Genomic DNA, 17,601 nt, shown 5'->3' on the forward strand with positions numbered 1-17,601 from the left:
GTGGGGCGTCATCGGCCTGTCATCGCCCTGTCAGCGGGGGAGACGAACATCTGCGGGTATCGCGAGTCGGGGAGTAGGGGTTCGGAGAAGATGTCGATGACTAAGTCGCTGCCGGCTTTCTCGATTATTCCTGGGGGTCGAATCCAACGAGCTATTTCCGGGCACGACGAAATACTCGACAAGCCGCGCCGCCGACTTCGCGGAGCTGACAACCGGGGGATGCGATGACGGTGATCACCCGGCCCGAGGAGTTCAACGTCGGGGACCTCTTCGTGGCCATGGAGCCGATGTTCGGGCAGTCCCTCTACCTCAAGTGCGAGGGCTTCAACTTCGCCGGGTCGGTGAAGCTGAAGGCCGCCCTGGAGATGATCGGCGCGGCCGAGCGGGCCGGCGTGCTGCGCCCCGGCGCGACCATCGTGGAGAGCTCGTCGGGCAACCTGGGCGTCGCGCTGAGCATCGTCGCGGCGAGCTACGGCTACGGCTTCGTGTGCGTCACCGACGCGCGCTCCACGCTGAGCGCGCGCCGGCTGATGCGGGCGCACGGCGCCGAGGTGCGCGTGGTGACCGAGCCGCACGCCGAACGCGGCCTGCTCGGCGCCCGGTTGGACTGCGTGGAGCAGCTGTGCCGGGAGAACGACCGGTACGTCTGGCTCGACCAGTACGGCAACCCGGCGAACTGGCTCTCCCACGCCCGGACGACGGGCCCGGAGATCCTCAAGCAGTTCCCGGAGCTGGACGTGCTGTTCGTCGGCGCGGGCACCACGGGAACGCTCATGGGATGCGCGCGCTACCTGCGCGAGGAGAAGCCGTCCGCGCGGATCGTGGTCGTCGACGCGGAGGGCTCGGTCACCTTCGGCTCCCCGCCGGCGCCGCGCCTGATCCCGGGCCTGGGCACCGCCGTGCGGCCCGCCCTGCTCGACCGGTCCTACGTCGACGAGGTGCTTTTGGTGGCCGAGGTGGACACCGTGCGCACCTGCCGGACGATGCAGAGCAACGGCTTCCTGTTCGGCGGTTCGACCGGATCGGTGGTCGCGGGAGCGCTGCGCTGGCTCACCGAGCACGCGCCGGCCGGCGGCCTCACCGCCGTGGCCATCGCACCGGACCTCGGCGAGCGCTATCTGGACACCATCTACGACGACGAGTGGGTGGCCGAGCACTTCGGGGCCGGGGCGCTGGCGCCGGCCGTGGCGCAGCCCGCCACCGACGGGAGGCAGTCGTGACAGCGGCAGCGGCACAGGAGCAGCGGACGGTGTTCCCGCTGATGGCCGGCCAGGCGGAGATCTGGTACGACGAGCAGTTCTCCGGCGGGTCACCGGCCTACAACTCCGGTGCGTGCGTGGACATCCGCGGCCCGGTGGACACCGCCGTCCTGGAAGCCTCCGTACGGCAGCTGGTGGACGAGGCGGAGTGCACGCGGCTGCGGTTCGTCGAGCAGGACGGGCTGCCCCGGCAGACCGTGCAGGCCCTGGCCGTCCTGCCGATGACGTGGCACGACCTGTCCGCGGAGCCCGACCCCGAGGCCGCGGCCCGGCAGTGGATGAACGCCGACCTGGTGCGCCCCTTCGCGATGACCGAGTTCCCGCTGATGCGGCTGGCCGCGCTGCGCCTGGGCCTCGAACGGACCCAGCTGTACCTGTGCATCCACCACGCGATCAGCGACGGCTACAGCCACGTCGTGTACTGGCGCCGGTTCGCGGAGATCTACGCGAGCCGTGCCACGGGCGGCGACCCGGGCCAGGGCGCGCTGCCGCCGCTGCGGCTGCTCATCGAGGAGGAGGAGTCCTACCTCGGGTCACGCTTCGAGGAGCGCGACCGGAAGTTCTGGCAGGAGCGCTTCCCGCGGCCCAGCGCGGCGACCACGCTGTCCACGCGCTCGCCCGTGGACGCGCTGCCCCGTGCGTTCCTGCGCCGCACCCGGGTCCTGGACGAGCGGGTCTCCGCCGCCGTACGCGGCGCCGCCACCGAGGCCGGGGTGAGCACCGGCGCGCTCCTGATCGCCGCGACCGCCCTCTACACCAGCCGGATCACCGGCGCCCCGGAGGTGACGCTGACCGTCGCGGCGAGCGCCCGGACGAGCGCGAGCGCCCTCAAGGTCCCCGGGATGACCGCGAACTTCCTGCCGATGGCGGTGCGCGTCGACCGTACGGAGACCCGCCCCGAACTGCTGCGCCGCACCGCCGTGGACCTCGCGGGACTGCTGCGCCACCAGCGCTACCGGGTCGGCGCGATCCGCCGCGACCTGGGGCTGCACGCCGACGACCGCTGGCCCGCGGGACCGTTCGTGAACATGCTGCCGCTGCTCACCTCGCTGGACATGGGCCCGTGCACGGCGACGGTGGAGAACCTCACCACCGGCCTGGTGGGCGACCTGATGGTGACCACCGTCGACAGCCCCGGCGCCGACCTGCGCCTGAGCGTCAACGGCAACCCGGACCTGTACCACCCGGACGAGGTGACCGACCACCTCGACCGGTTCGCCGCGTTCCTCGCCCCGTTCACCGGATCCGCCGAGCGCACGCCCGTGGGCCAGGTGCCGCTGCTCGACGCGATCGAGGCCGGCCACTACGACCGCATGTCCGCGGGCCCGGTGCACGACGACGCGCACCTGAGCGTCCCCGCGGCGATCCGCGAGATCGCCGCACGGCAGCCCGAAGCGGTGGCCCTGGTCGACGGCCCCGGCCCCGCGCCGCGCGAGGTGACGTACGCACAACTCGTCGCGCGGGCCAACGCGTTGACGCGGCGGCTGCCGGAATCCGGACTCGTCGGGGTGCTCGCGGGACCGAGCGCCGCCTTCGTCGTCGGAGTGCTCGGCACCTGGGGCGCAGGCGCGGCCTACGTGCCGCTGGACGTGCGGGCCCCCGCCGCACGCACCGCCGGCATGGTGGCGGCCAACGAGATCGGCCACCTCCTGGTGGACGCGGAGAACCTAGAGCTGGCCACCGAGATCGCGGCCGGTACCGCAGCCGAGATCGTGCTCCTCGACGAAGCCGAGGACCACGACCTGACCGAACTGCCCGACGACGCGGACGAGTTGGCGTACGTCATCTTCACCTCCGGCTCCACGGGCACCCCGAAGGGCGCCATGGTGCACCACGGGGGCATGGTCAACCACCTGCGCGCCAAGATCGAGGACCTGGGTCTGACCTCGGCCGACACGGTCCTGGAGAACGCGCCGCTCACCTTCGACATCTCCGTCTGGCAGCTGTTCGCGGGCCTGCTGGTCGGCGGCCGGGTGCGCATCGTGCCCCGTGACGTCGCCGCCGACCCGAACCTGCTGTTCCCGCTGGTCGTCGACGAGGGCGTCACCGTGGTCGAGGTGGTGCCGTCGCTGCTGCGGGCCGCCCTGGACTCCTGGGACGCCCTGGACGGCGGCCCGCGCCTGAGCACCGTGCGCTGGCTCCTGGTGACCGGCGAGGCCATGCCCGTCGACCTGTGCCGCCGCTGGTTCGCCCGCGAGCCAGACATCCCGGTCATGAACGCCTACGGGCCCACCGAGTGTTCGGACGACGTCACGCACGCGGTGCTCACCGCCGAGGACGGCACCACCGGCTCGGCCCAGCGCCGCGTGCCGATCGGCCGCGCGGTCCGCAACACCTCCCTGTACGTCCTGGGCGACGACCTGTGCGCCGTGCCGCGCGGCGCCATCGGCGAGCTGTACGTCGGCGGTCGCGGCGTCGGCCGCGGCTACCTCGGCGACCCGGCGAAGACCGCGACGACGTTCCTGCCCGACCCGTTCGCGGGCGGCGGCGGACGGATGTACCGCACCGGCGACCGGGTGGTGTGGCGGCCCGACGGGCAGCTGGAGTTCCTGGAGCGCCGCGACCACCAGGTCAAGGTGCGCGGCAACCGCATCGAACTGGGCGAGGTCGAGGCCGCGCTGCGCCCGCTGCCGCAGGTGCGCGACGCCGCCGCGGCCGTCTTCGGCGAGGCCGGCCGGCAGCGCCTCGTCGGCTACGTGGTGCCCACCGAGGGCGCACAGGCCGACCCGGAGCTGCTGCGCGAGCAACTCGGCGCGGTGCTCCCGGAGTACATGGTGCCGTCCGTCCTGGTGATCCTGCCCGAGCTGCCGCTGACCGCGCACGGCAAGGTGGACCGCAAGGCGCTTCCCGAGCCGGAACTGGTCGAGGTGGCCAAGGCGGGCGAGGGCCGGGGCCCGGCGACGCCGGAGGAGGCGCTGCTGTGCCGGCTCTTCGCCGACGTGCTCGGTCTGCCCGCGATCACCCCCGGCGACAACTTCTTCGACCTGGGCGGCGACAGCATCATCTCCATCCAGGTGTCCAGCAGGATCAGCCGCGAAGGCCTCCTGGTGACCCCGCAGCAGATCTTCCGGCTGAAGACCCCCGCCGCGATCGCCGCGGCGGCCGTGCCGGTGCGCCACGCGTCGGCGCCACGCCCGGAGGACGGCGTCGGCGAGATCGAATCCCCGCCGGTGACCGCGCAACTCCGCGACGACCTGGCGCTGTTGGCGGCCGACGGACTGCCCGACGCCGCGCGCCGCTATGGCCAGTACGTGGTCTTCGAGCTCCCGTCCGGCGTCGACCTCGACCAGCTCTCCTTCGCGCTCCAGGCCGTCCTGGACCACCATGACGCGCTGCGCCTGCAAGTGAGCGTCCCCGTCGCCGGACAGTGGGTCATGGAGACCCTGCCGCCCGGCGCCGTGAAAGCCGGCGACGTGCTCACCGAGGCCGCCGCCGCGCCGGTCCCCGACCTCGCGGCGGCCGCCCAGGACCGTCTGGACCCCGAGCGCGGCATCGTCACCCAGGCGCTGCTGGTGCGCGGGGCCGACGGCGGCCCGGACCGGCTGCTGTGGCTGGTCAACCACCTGTGCGTGGACGGCGTCTCGTGGCGCGTCCTGGTGCCCGACCTGCGCGAGGCCTGGGAGTCCGTGGTCACCGACGGCGCCGTCGACCTCGCCGCCGTGGGCACCTCCTACCGCCAGTGGTGCCGCGCGCTGGGCCACGACGCCCGCTCCAGCGCCCGCATCGCGGAGTTCCCCCTCTGGCTCGAACAGGTGCGGGACCCCGGCCCGCCGCTGGCCGACCGGCCGCTCGACCCGCTGCGCGACACCTACACCACCGGCCGCTCGCTGCGCCTCGTCCTGCCGCCGGAGGTGACCCGGCCGCTGCTCGGCGCGGCCCCGGCCGCCCTGGGCGTCGAGGTCAACGACGTCCTGCTGACCGCGCTGGGCATCGCCGTCGCCGACTGGCGCCGCCGCAAGGGCGAGCCCGCCGACCAGGTCCTGGTGGAGCTGGAGGGCCACGGCCGCGAACCGCTGGCCGACGAGGACCTGGCCCGCACCGTGGGCTGGTTCACGAGCATCTTCCCCGTACGGCTCGACCTGGCGGCCGACGGCACGGCACCGGACTGGGACGTCCTGTGGGCGGGCGGCCCCGCCCTGGGCCGGCTCGCGGGACGTACCTACGCCGCACCCGACCGCGGCCTGGGCTACGGCCTGCTGCGCTACCTCAACCCGCAGACGGAGACCGCCCTCGCGCGGTTCGCGCCACCCGAGATCGGCCTGAACTACCTGGGCCGGTTCACCGCGGGCGCCGGGACGGGCGCCTGGCGCCTGGACGGAGGCAACGCGGTGATCAGCACCGCCACCAGCCAGGACATGCCGCTGCGGCACGTCCTGGCCGTCACCCCCGTGACCGAGGACCGGCCCGACGGGCCGCACTTGGTCGCCGACTGGCTCTGGGCGGGCGAGCTGTTCGCCGACGCGGAAGCCGAGGACATCGCGCACACCTGGTTCCGGGCGTTGCGTGCCCTGGTCGTCCACTGCGGCCTCGATGGTAAGGAGACAGCGTGACACAGCCGGAGAGGGCAGTGGAGGACGTGCGGAGCGACGTGCGCGAGGTCGCGCTCACCCCGTCCGTGCAGCGGCTGCGGGACCGGGCCGGCGCACTGCCGGGGCCCGCCGCACACACGGGCGAGTACCTCGTCCTGGACGCGCCGGACGGCACCGACCTGGCCGCGCTCACCGTGGCCGTACAAGCACTCGTCGACCGGCACGAAGCGCTGCGGCTGCGGCTGACCGAGCCGTTCGAGGGCCTGTTGACGCTCGGCGTGCGCTCGGCGGACGCGGTGCGCGCGGACGGCATCGTGACGGAGGCCGCCGCGACCGCGGACCCGGCCGAACTGGCCGCGGCCGCACGGCGCCGCCTGGACATCGGCGCGGGCATCGCCCTTCAGGTGGTGCTCACCGGAGGGCGGATCCTGCTCCTCGCGCACGAGCTGGTGGCGGACGCCGCGTCCTGGCGGGTGCTCGCCGGTGACCTGCTCACCGGGTGCCGTGACGCCGTCGCGGGCCGGGTGCCGGTGGCCGCGGAGGTGCCCGCGCCCTACCAGGTCTGGGCCGCCGAGCTGGCCGGGCAGGCCCGTGCGGGTCGCCGGGTGCGCGAACTGCCGTCGTGGACCGAACAGCTCGACTCCGACGCCCAGTTGGTGCCCGACGCCGTGCTCGACCCGGCCACGCACACCGTGGGCGCCCTGCGCCACTTCCGCCAGGAGGTGTCCGCCGACACCAGCAAGGCGCTGCTCTCCGCGCTGCCGTCGGCGTTCCACGCGACCACCGAGGACGCCCTGCTCGCCGCGCTCGCGCTGGCCGGCTCCGCCCACCGCGGCGAGGCCGACGCGGGCCGCACCGCCGTACTCGTCGAGCTGGACGGATACGGCCCGGAGCGCACCGCCGGGGGACTGGACCTGGGCCGTACGGTGGGCCGCTGCACCAGCGGCTTCCCGGTCCTTGCGGACGCGGTCGTGCCCTACCCCGAGGACCTCGCGGCCGGTGAGGCCGACCTGGACGACGTCGTCAAGCGGATCAAGGAACAACTGCGCGCGCTGCCCGGAGGCGGCGCCGGCTACGGCGTGCTGCGCCACCTCAACGCGCAGACCGGCGGCGTGCTCGCCCGGCGCGGCACCCCGCAGGTGCGCCTGCGGTTCGACGGCGAGCTGCCCGGCCCGCTGGTCGCCGAGGCCGATCCGGCCACCCCGGCCGGCCATGTGGTGAGCGTGACCGTGGCGGTACACGACGGCAGGCTGGTCGCCGACTGGGCCTACCTGCCCGACCTGCTGCCCGGCGGCGAGGAGCTGGCCGCCGAGTGGCTGCGGCTCCTCGACCTGCTGGCCGAGCACACCGCCACGCCCGGCGCGGGCGGCCGTACCCCCTCCGACCTGACCGTCTCCACGCTGACCCAGCGCGAGATCGAGGCGCTCGAAGCCGACCTCGGCCCGCTCCAGGACGTCCTTCCCCTGTCGCCGTTGCAGAAGGGCATGCTGTTCCACGCGGGCCTGCACAAGAACGAGCTGGACGTCTACCACGTCCAGGTGCTCCTGGACCTGACGGGCCCGCTGGACGCCGAGCGGCTGCGCGCCGCCACGGCCGGCCTCCTTGACCGGCACGTCAACCTGCGCTGCTGCTTCCGCTACAGCGCCACCGGCGAGCAGTTGCAGGTCGTGCCCGAGTCGGTCGAACTGCCCTGGTCGCAGCTGGACATGAGCGGGGCTTCCGAGGAGGAGCTCGCCGCGTTCGCCGCCGCCGACCGGGACCGCGGCGTCGAGCTGGCGGCGGCGCCGCTCATGCGGTTCACGCTGATCCGCACCGGCCAGGACCGCCACCGCCTGCTGTGGACGTTCCACCACATCGTCGCCGACGGCTGGTCCACCCCGATCGTGCTGCGCGAGCTGCTGTCCGCCTACCGCGGCGGCACGGCGGAGTTCACCGAACCCCGGCCCTACCAGGACTACCTGGCGTGGCTCGACGGCCGTGACGACGCGGCCGCCGAGCAGGCGTGGCGGGCCGCGATGGCCAACGTCTCCGAGGGGACGCTGATCTCGCCGCACGGCGACGAGGTCCCGCCGGTCCGGCCCGAGCACCTGTTCTTCGACCTGTCGGCGGAGCTGACGTCGGCGGTCACCCGGTTCGCCCGCGGCCGCAACCTCACGCTGGGCACCGTCATGCACTCCTGCTGGGCGATCCTGGTCGGCCAGCTCACCGCGAGCCGGGACGTGGTGTTCGGCAGCGTGCAGTCCGGCCGCCCTGCCGACCTGTCCGGGGTCGACGCGATGGTCGGCATGTTCGTCAACACCCTGCCGGTGCCGGTGCGCCTGGACCCCTACCGCTCGTTCGCCGAGGTGGCGGCCGACCTCCAGGACCAGCAGCTGGGCCTGACCGAGCACCAGCACCTCGGCCTCGGCGACATCCAGCGCCTGACCGGGATCCGCAAGCTCCTCGACACGTCGGTGACCATCCAGAACTACCCCACCGACATCGCCGAGCTCAGCGCGATCGTGCCGGACCTCGCGGTGGACGACGTCCGCGCCGAGCTCTCCGGCGAGTACTCCATGGCGCTGCTCGTGCACCCGGGCGACCGGATCAAGCTGCAACTGGCCTACCGCCCCGACCTGTTCGGGCCGGACGCGAGCGAACGCGTGGCGCAGCGCCTCATCAAGCTCCTCGCCACCGTGGTGGACGACGCGGACCTGCCGCTGGGCACACTGGACGCGCTCACCGCCGACGAGCGCGGCGAGATCCTCGGCCCGTGGGCCGGGACCATCGCCGAGCGCCGCGTGTGCGACGTACCGACCCTGTTCGCCGAGCGGGTCGCCGCCGCGCCGGACGCGCCGGCGCTCAGCTGGACCGACGGCACGATGAGCTACGCCGAACTGGACGCGCGCGCCGACCGCATGGCGCGCGAACTCCTCGACCGGGGCGCGGGCCCCGACACGATCGTCGCCCTGGTGCTGCCGCGCACCCCCGAACTGCTGGTGTCGGTCCTCGCCACGCAGAAGGCCGGCGCCGCCTACGTCCCGGTCGACCCGCAGTACCCGGCCGACCGGATCGCCTTCATGCTGGGCGACGCCCGGCCCGCCGTGATCGTGTCGACCGTGGACATCGGCGGCGCGCTGCCGGCGAGCGACGCCGAGATGGTCCTGGTCGACGACCCGGACTGCGCGGCGCGGGTGGCCGCGCGCCCCGCGGGCGGCATCACCGACGCCGAGCGCACCCGGCCGCTGCTGCCCACCGACGCCGCGTACGTCATCTACACCTCCGGCTCGACCGGGCGGCCCAAGGGCGTGGTGGTCGACCACCTCGGCTTCACCAAGATGGTCTTCGACCTGATCGTGCAGTTCGACGTCGTGCCGGGCACCCGGATGCTGCAGTTCGCGCCCTCCAGCTTCGACGCGTCGATCTGGGAGTGGTCGATGGCGCTGCTCGGCGGTGGCACGCTGGTGCTGACCGACGAGCTGAGCCGGCTGCCCGGCCCGGCCCTGGTCGACCTGATCGCGGAGCAGCGGGTCAACCTCCTCGCGTTCCCGCCCGCGGTCGCCGCGGCCCTGCCCGACGGCAGCACCCTGCCCGCCGACCTGACGATGGTCGTCGCGGGTGAGGCCTGCCAGAAGGAGGTCGTGACCCGCTGGTCGCGGAGCGTCCGGATGTTCAACGGCTACGGCCCGACCGAGACCGTCCTCGCCTCCACCTGCGCGGGCCCCCTGCATGGCCCCGAGCGCCCCTCGATCGGCCGCCCGCTGGCGGCACACCGCGTCTACCTCCTGGACTCCGCGCTGCGCCCCGTGCCCGCCGGCGTCACCGGGGAGATCTACGTCAGCGGCGGCCTGGCCCGCGGCTACCTCAACCGCCCGGACTTCACCGCGACCCGCTTCGTGGCCTCCCCCTTCGACCCGGCGGGCGAGCGGATGTACCGCACCGGGGACCTGGCCCGCTGGGACCAGCACGGGGTCCTGCACTACGTGGGCCGCGTGGACGACCAGGTGAAGCTGCGCGGGTACCGGATCGAACTGGGCGAGGTCGAGGCCGCGCTGCGCGGCGCGCCCGCGGTCGGCGACGCATCCGTGGTGCTCGGCGAGGACAACGGCGGCAAGCGCCTGGTCGGCTATGTCGTGGCGGTGCCCGGCGGTGAGCTGCCCGACGTGGACCTGGTGCGCGAGCACGTGTCCGGCTCGCTGCCCGACTACATGGTGCCCGCCGCCCTGGTCGCTCTCGAAACCCTGCCCCTGACCCCGAACGGCAAGGTGGACCGGGCGGCGCTGCCCGCACCGGGCGCCGTGGCACGGCCCGTGGGCCGCGCGCCGCGCACCCCGCTGGAGAAGAGCCTGGCGTTCGTCTTCGCCGACGTGCTCGGCCTGGACTCGGTCGGCATCGACGACGACTTCTTCGTCCTGGGCGGGCACTCGCTGCTCGCCACCAAGGTGATCGCCCGGCTGCGGTCGATGCTGAACCTGGAGGTGCCGATCCGGGCCCTGTTCGAGGCGCCCAACGTCGCGGGCCTGGCCCTGCGGATCGGCGGCGCGGCGGCGGCCCGCCCGCCGCTGCTGCCCGCACCCCGCGAGGACGGCCCCGCCGGTCTGTCCTTCGCGCAGCAGCGCCTGTGGTTCCTGGACCGGCTCCAGGAGGACGAGGCCGCCGGCATGTACAACGTGCCGATCGCCGTGCGCCTGTCCGAGGCCGCCGACCAGCCCGCCCTGCGCGCGGCCCTGGCCGACGTGACCGCACGGCACGAGGTGCTGCGCACCGTGTACGCCGACGACGGCGGCCTCGCCGCCCAGCGGGTCCTCGACCCGCTGCCCGAGGTGCCGGTCACCGTCCGGCGGATCGCGGCCGACGCCCTGGACGAGGAACTCGCGAACCAGGCGGACATCAGGATCGACCTGACCGAGGCGCCGCTGCGCTGCCTGCTGTACGAGGTGGACGGCGGCGGGCACGTCCTGCTCCTGGTGATCCATCACATCGCCTTCGACGGCGGGTCGATCACTCCGCTGGTGCGGGACCTGTGCACCGCGTACGAGGCGCGGATCGCGGGCCACACCCCCGACTGGGCGCCGCTGCCCGTGCAGTACGGGGACTACGGCGTGTGGCAGCGCGACTTCCTCGGCGACACCGACGACCCGGAGAGCGAGTCCACGCGCCAGCTCGCCTACTGGAGCAAGGCCCTGGAAGGGGTCCCGGAGGCCCTGGACCTCGCGACGGACTACCTGCGGCCCGCCGCGTCCCGGTACGAGGGCGAGGAGCTGCCCTTCGAGGTCCCGGCGCAGCTGCACGCCGCGCTGACCCGGCTGGCCGCCGATCTCGACGCCAGCTTGTTCATGGTGGTCCAGGCGGCGTTCGCGACGCTGCTCACCCGGCTCGGCGCGGGCACCGACATCCCGCTCGGCGCACCGGTCGGCGGCCGGGACGACGAAGCACTTGAGGACCTGATCGGGTTCTTCGTGAACACCCTGGTGCTGCGGACCGACACCAGCGGCGACCCGACGTTCGCCGAACTGGTGGGCCGGGTGCGGGAGACGGACCTGGCCGCGTACGCCCACCAGGACCTGCCCTTCGAGCACCTGGTCGAGGCGCTCAACCCGAACCGCTCGCTGACCCGCCAGCCCCTGTTCCAGTACATGCTGACGATGACCAGCCGCGTGGACACGAGCGCCGAGGCGGCCGCGCTGTTCGGCTCGGTGGAGCCGGTGCCGTTGCGCCGCGCCAAGTTCGACCTGTCGCTGCTGCTCGACGAGTGCTTCGTCGACGGCGAGCCCAGCTCGATGGTCGGTGTCCTGGAGTACCGCACCGAGCTGTACGCCCGCAGCACCGCGCAGCGCACCATCGACCGTTTCCTGGCTCTGCTGACCGCAGTGGTCACGGACCCGCAGGCCCGCCTGAGCGACCTGGGCACCCTGCCGGCACCGGAGCGCACGCACCTGCACGAGCTGGGCACGGGAGCGGTCACCGAGGAGCGGTACGAAGGTGTCGTGGCCCGGGTGCGGGCCCACGCCGCCGCCCGGCCCGACGCCGTCGCGGTGGTCGACCCGGACGGCACCACCACCTCGTACGCCGAACTGGTCGGCCGGGCCGGTGCGCTGTCGCGGCGGCTGCACGGCAGCGAGCGCGTGGCGGTGCTCTCCGAACGGGGCGTGGGCCACATCGCGGCCGTGCTCGGCATCTTCGGCGCTGGGCGCGCCTATGTCCCGCTGGACGTCACGGCGAGCCCCAGCCGGCTCGTCGACACCCTGCTGGACAGCGGGGCGAGCCTGCTGGTGGTCGACGAGACCCATGCCGCGCTCGGCTCCCGGCTGCTGGCCGAGCTGGACCAGCAGCACCAGGTGCGGGGTGAGTTGATCCGGCTCGACGACCGGCAGGACGCGGCCGGTGATCTCGCGCCGGACGCGGACGCCCCGGGAGCCATGGCCTATGTGATCTTCACGTCCGGTTCGACGGGCCGCCCGAAGGCGGTCGCCGTCCACCGCGCGGGCATGGTCAACCACCTGCTCGCCAAGGTCGAGGACCTCGGCCTGACCCCCGACGACCGGCTCCTGCACAACGCGCCGGTCACCGTCGACATCTCGGTGTGGCAGATGCTGGCGCCGCTGCTGGCCGGCGGGGTGGTGCGGGTGGTCGACCGCGACGTGGCCCGTGAGCCGCGCGCCCTGTTCGAGACGGCACGCGCCGGGGGCGTCACCGTCCTCGAAGTGCTCCCCTCCCTCCTGTCGGCGGCCCTGGACCGGTGGGAGACCGACGGCACCCGGCCGGATCTGGGTCCGCTGCGCTGGCTGGCGATCACCGGCGAGGCACTGCCGCAGGACCTGGCCAACCGCTGGCTGACCACCTTCCCGCACGTGCCGCTGATGAACTGCTACGGCCCCACCGAGTGCTCCGACGACGTCACCCACGCCGTGCTGCGCACCCCGCTGGCGGCGGACCGGCGCGTCCCCATCGGCAGGCCGCTGCGCAACACCACCCTGCACGTGCTCGGCGCCGACCTGCGCCCGGTGCCCTGCGGCGTCCCCGGCGACCTGTACGTGAGCGGCACCGGCGTCGGCATCGGCTACCTGGGCCTGGCCGCCCGCACCGCCACCGCCTTCGTGGCCGACCCGGCCGCGGCGGACGGCAGCCGGATGTACCGCACCGGCGACGTGGTGCGCTGGGGCGCCGACGGCGACCTGGAGTTCCTCGGCCGCCTCGACGACCAGGTCAAGGTGCGCGGGTTCCGCATCGAGCTGAGCGAGGTCGAGACCGCGCTGCGCACGCTGCCCTACGTCAAGGAGGCCGCGGTCCGCGTGGACGGCAAGGAGGGCGGCACCTGGCTGTCCGGTTACGTCGTGCCCGTGCCGGGCGCGCAGGTGCCGGCCACCTCCGTCATCAAGGCCGACCTCGCGGCGGTGCTGCCCGACTACATGGTGCCCTCGGCGCTGCTGCTGCTCGACGAGCTGCCCCTGACGGCCAACGGCAAGGTGGACCGGGCGGGCCTGACGGCCATCGAGCCGGGCGTCTCCGGGGAGAGCCGCGCACCGCGCACCCCGGCGGAGCGGCTGGTGTGCACCGTGTTCGCGGAGGTGCTCGGCCGGGCCGCCGTCGGTCTCGACGACGACTTCTTCGAGCTGGGCGGGCACTCGCTGCTCGCCATCTTCGCGCTGGGCCGGCTGCGCGCCGAGATCGGCGTCGACCTGCCGGTGCGCGCGCTGTTCGAGGCGTCCACCCCGGCCGCGCTCGCGGCGCTGCTGCCGGAGGCCGAGCGGACGGGCCGGCCGGCGCTGCGGCCCGCGGCCCCGCTCGCCGAGGGCGAGCACTGGCCGCTGTCGTTCGCGCAGCGCAGGCTGTGGTTCCTCAACCACATGGCCGAAGGCGGCACCGGCACCTACAACGTGCCCGTGGCGATGCGTCATGCGGGCGTGCCCGACCCGCGGGCGTTCGAGGCGGCGCTCGGCGACGTGGTGGCCCGCCACCAGATCCTGCACACCGTCTTCCCCAAGGACGCCGACGGAGTGCCGCACCAGGTGCCCACCCCGCAGTTCCGGCCGCGCCTGCGGGTCGTCGACCTGCCGGCCGCCGACCTCGCTGCCGAGCTGGCCCGCGAGGTGGACCGCGGCTTCGACCTGGAGACCGAGTGCCCGGTGCGGGCCCACCTGTACCGGCTCGACGACGGCGAGTCGGTGACGCTGGTCGTGTTCCACCACATCGCGGTGGACGGCGTGTCGACCGGACCGCTGCTGCGGCAGTTCGCCGACGCCTACACCGAGCGCCTCGCGGGCGGCGCGCCCGACTGGGCGCCCGAAGCTCTCCAGTACACGGACTTCGCGGTGTGGCAGCGCGAGCTGTTCGGCTCCGAGCGTGCCGCGGACGGCCCGCTGTCCGCGCAACTGGCCGAGTGGTGCGAGGTGCTCGCCGACCTGCCGGACGAACTGGAGCTGCCGCGCGACTTCGCGCGGCCCGCGGTGGGCGGCCACTCGGGCGACATGGTCCGCTTCGATCTCGACGCCGATCTGCACCGCGCCCTGGCCAAGCTGGCCCAGGAGCACAACAGCACGCTGTTCATGGTCACCCAGGCCGCCGTCGCGGCCCTGCTCACCAAGCTGGGCGCGGGGACGGACATCCCGCTGGGCAGCACGGTCGCGGGACGCGACGACGAGGGCCTGCACGAGATGATCGGGTTCTTCGTGAACACGCTCGTCCTGCGCACCGACACCAGCGGCGACCCCAGCTTCAGCGACCTCCTGGCCCGGGTGCGGGAGACCGACCTGGCCGCGTACGCACGCCAGGACGTGCCGTTCGAGTACCTCGTGGAGGAGCTCAACCCGGCCCGGTCGCTTGCCAGGCACCCGTTGTTCCAGGTGCTCGTGCAGTTCACCGCGGACGACGGCAGCTCGGTGCCGGGGCTGCCGGGACTCGACTCCCGCGAGGAACCGCTGCACAACACGCGGCCCAAGGTGGACCTGGCCTTCGACCTGTTCGAGCGCCGGCCCGACGGCGAACCGGGCGGCATCGCGGGCGCCTTGGTGTACAGCTCGGACCTCTTCACGCGGGCGTCGGCGCAGCGTCTTGGCGAGCGGCTGATCCGGCTGCTTCGCGCGGTCGCCGACCGGCCGGACGCGCGGCTGAGCGCGACGACGGTGCTCGAACCGGGCGAGCGCGAGCGCGTCCTGGTGCGGCGCAACGACACCACCGCCGACGTGCCGGCCGCTCTGCTGCCCGGCCTGTTCGCCGAGTCGGTGCGCCGCACCCCGGACCAGGTGGCGCTGCGCTGCGGCGCGGACGTGCTCACCTACCGGGAACTGGACGGGCGGGCCGGCGATCTGGCCGCCGCGCTCCTGGCGCGGGGCGCCGGTCCCGAGACGGTCATCGGCATCGCGCTGCCGCGCACGGCGGACCTGGTGGTCGCCGCGCTCGCGGTGGTGCGCGCCGGGGCCGCGTACCTGCCCCTGGACCCCGAGCACCCGGCCGACCGCGTCCGCTACATGCTCCAGGACGCCCGACCGCTCCTCGTGGTCACCGACACGGCGACCTCGGCCGCGCTGCCGGACACCGACGTGCCCCGCCTCCTGGTGGACGCGCCGCACGCGTCCGACGAGCCCGCTCCCGCGGAGCCCGCCGGCCTGCTGCCCGGCCACGCGGCCTACCTGATCTACACCTCCGGGTCGACCGGCCGCCCCAAGGGCGTCTGCGTGCCGCACGGCGCGCTGCGCAACCTGCTGGCCGACATGCGCGCACGGCTGGAGGTCGCGGCGGGCGAGCGTTTCCTCGCGACCACCACGTTCGGCTTCGACATCGCCAACCTGGAGCTCTTCGTGCCGCTCCTGGCGGGCAGCGAACTCGTGCTCGCGGACCAGGCGGCCGTACGGGACGCGCAGGCACTCGCGGCGCTGATCACGGACGAGCGCATCGACGTCATGCAGGCGACCCCCAGCCTCTGGCGGGCGCTGCTCGACGCCGATGCCGGGGCGCTGAGCGGACTGCGCGTGGTCACCGGAGGCGAGGCGATCAGCGAGCCGCTCGCGGCCGGTCTGGCCGCCCGGGCGCGTTCGGTGCTCAACGTCTACGGCCCGACCGAGACCACGATCTGGTCCACCGCCTCCGCGGTGGACCCCGCGCGGACCGGGGCGCCCGCGATCGGCCTGCCGATCGCCAACACCCGGCTGTACGTGCTCGATCCGGCGCTGCAACCGGTGCCCGACCGCGTCCTGGGCGAGCTGTACATCGCCGGTGACGGGCTCGCCCGCGGCTACCACGACCGGGCCGCCCTGACCGCCGACCGGTTCGTCGCCGACCCGTTCGGCCCGGCCGGCGCGCGGATGTACCGCACCGGCGACCTGGTGCGCTGGGGCCACGACGGGCAGTTGGAGTACGTCGGCCGCCGTGACCACCAGGTCAAGATCCGCGGCTTCCGGATCGAACTGGGCGAGGTCGAGACCGCGTTGCGCGCGCTCCCGGGCGTCCGGGACGCCCTGGTGAGCGTGGACGGCGAACGGGCGCGGCTGCTCGGCCATGTGGTGGCGGAGCCGGGCGCCGAGCTGGACCCCGCGCGGCTGCGCGCCCAGCTCGTCCAGTGGCTGCCGGAGTACCTGCGGCCGTCGGCCCTTGCCGTCCTCGACGCCTGGCCGCTGACCCCCAACGGCAAGGTGGACCGGGCCGCGCTGCCGGCCCCCGAGGCGACGGCCGGCGCCCAGAGGGCCCCCGAGACGGTCCTGGAGGAGCTGCTCTGCGGCCTCTTCGCGGAGGTCCTTGGCCTGCCCGAAGTGGGCGTCCTGGACGACTTCTTCGAGCTCGGCGGCCATTCACTGCTCGCCCCCGGCCTGATCGGCCGCGCCGCACGGGCCGGGCTCCGCCTCGACATCGCGGACCTGTTCACGCACCGCACGGCCGCCGGGCTCGCCGCGGTCGCACAGGAGCGGCAGCCCGCCGACCGGGCGGCGGCCTGGCAGAGCGAGGCGATGGGCCGGGTGTTCGAGGACGCCGCGAACGCCTCGAACGCCGCGGACCTCGACCCGGTCGCCCCGGTGCTGCCGATCCGCCCGGACGGCGACCGCGCCCCGCTGTTCTTCGTGCACAGCGGCGTCGGATTCGCCCTGCCGTACATCGGCCTGGCCCGGCACCTGGAGCCCGGACACCCGGTGTACGGCCTCCAGTCGCCCGCGCTGTCCGGGGCGGCCGAACTGCCGCAAAGCGTGGCCGAGTTGGCCGACTCCTATCTCGTCCGCATCCGGGAGATCCAGCCCGAGGGCCCCTACCACCTGATCGGCTGGTCGTTCGGCGGCCTGGTGGTGCAGGAGCTCGCCGTCCGGTTGCGCGCGGCGGGGGAGGCCGTCGCCCTGGTGATGAACCTGGACGGCTACCCCGAGCACGAGCAACCGGCGGAGACCCGGACCGAGTCCGAGATGCTGGTGAACGTCCTGGAGGTGATCGGGCACGACCGGGCCCGGTTCGAGGGCCGCGCCCTCACCCCGGACGACGTGCTGGACGTGCTGCGCCGCGACGAGCACCCCCTGCTCGCCCTCGGCGAGGACCGGGTGCGCCGCATCCTGGCGCTCTCCGACCGGCACGGGGCGCTCATGCGGGAGTTCGTACCCCGGCGCTACGACGGCGAACTGCACCTGGTGACCGCCACCGCCGACCGGGACGCGACCGAGCAGGCGGCGCTGGCCGAGCGCTGGCTGCCGTACGCCGGGCGGCTCACCCGGCACGCCGTGGACGTGGGGCACGAATACCTCATGCATCCGGCCCCGCAGGCCTGGCTGGCCACCGTGATCAACCGCCTGCTGAAGGGCGGTCCGGCCTGATGCGCCCGCAGGAAACCGAAGCCATGCCGGGCGACCGGAGGCCCAGAT

The 17,601-nt window shown here is 74.1% G+C and carries 3 protein-coding genes; all 3 read left to right on the top strand.

Annotation, left to right across the window (positions count from 1 at the left end; genetic code table 11):
* Positions 1-224 precede the first annotated feature (224 nt).
* From sbnA to QBL25_RS35300, 3 genes are read left to right on the top strand one after another with little or no spacing between them, the layout of a single operon-like run.
* Entirely contained in the window at positions 225-1,220 is a 996-nt protein-coding gene (gene sbnA / locus QBL25_RS35290) for a 2,3-diaminopropionate biosynthesis protein SbnA (protein WP_409061010.1), read from the top strand.
* Positions 1,217-5,809, top strand: a complete 4,593-nt coding sequence (locus QBL25_RS35295) for an amino acid adenylation domain-containing protein (protein WP_409061011.1) — start codon at positions 1,217-1,219, stop codon at positions 5,807-5,809. The genes sbnA and QBL25_RS35295 overlap by 4 nt, the downstream gene beginning before the upstream one ends.
* Positions 5,806-17,553, top strand: a complete 11,748-nt coding sequence (locus tag QBL25_RS35300; RefSeq protein WP_409061012.1) for an amino acid adenylation domain-containing protein — start codon at positions 5,806-5,808, stop codon at positions 17,551-17,553. The genes QBL25_RS35295 and QBL25_RS35300 overlap by 4 nt, the downstream gene beginning before the upstream one ends.
* Positions 17,554-17,601: the final 48 nt, after the last annotated feature.

The organism is Streptomyces sp. SYP-A7185 (assembly GCF_046103685.1).
Classification (GTDB): Bacteria; Actinomycetota; Actinomycetes; order Streptomycetales; family Streptomycetaceae; genus Streptomyces.

What these genes read in the sequence shown, in the direction of transcription:
- sbnA (WP_409061010.1), top strand. Translation starts at nt 225, where the DNA reads ATGACGGTGATCACCCGGCCCGAGGAGTTCAACGTCGGGGACCTCTTC.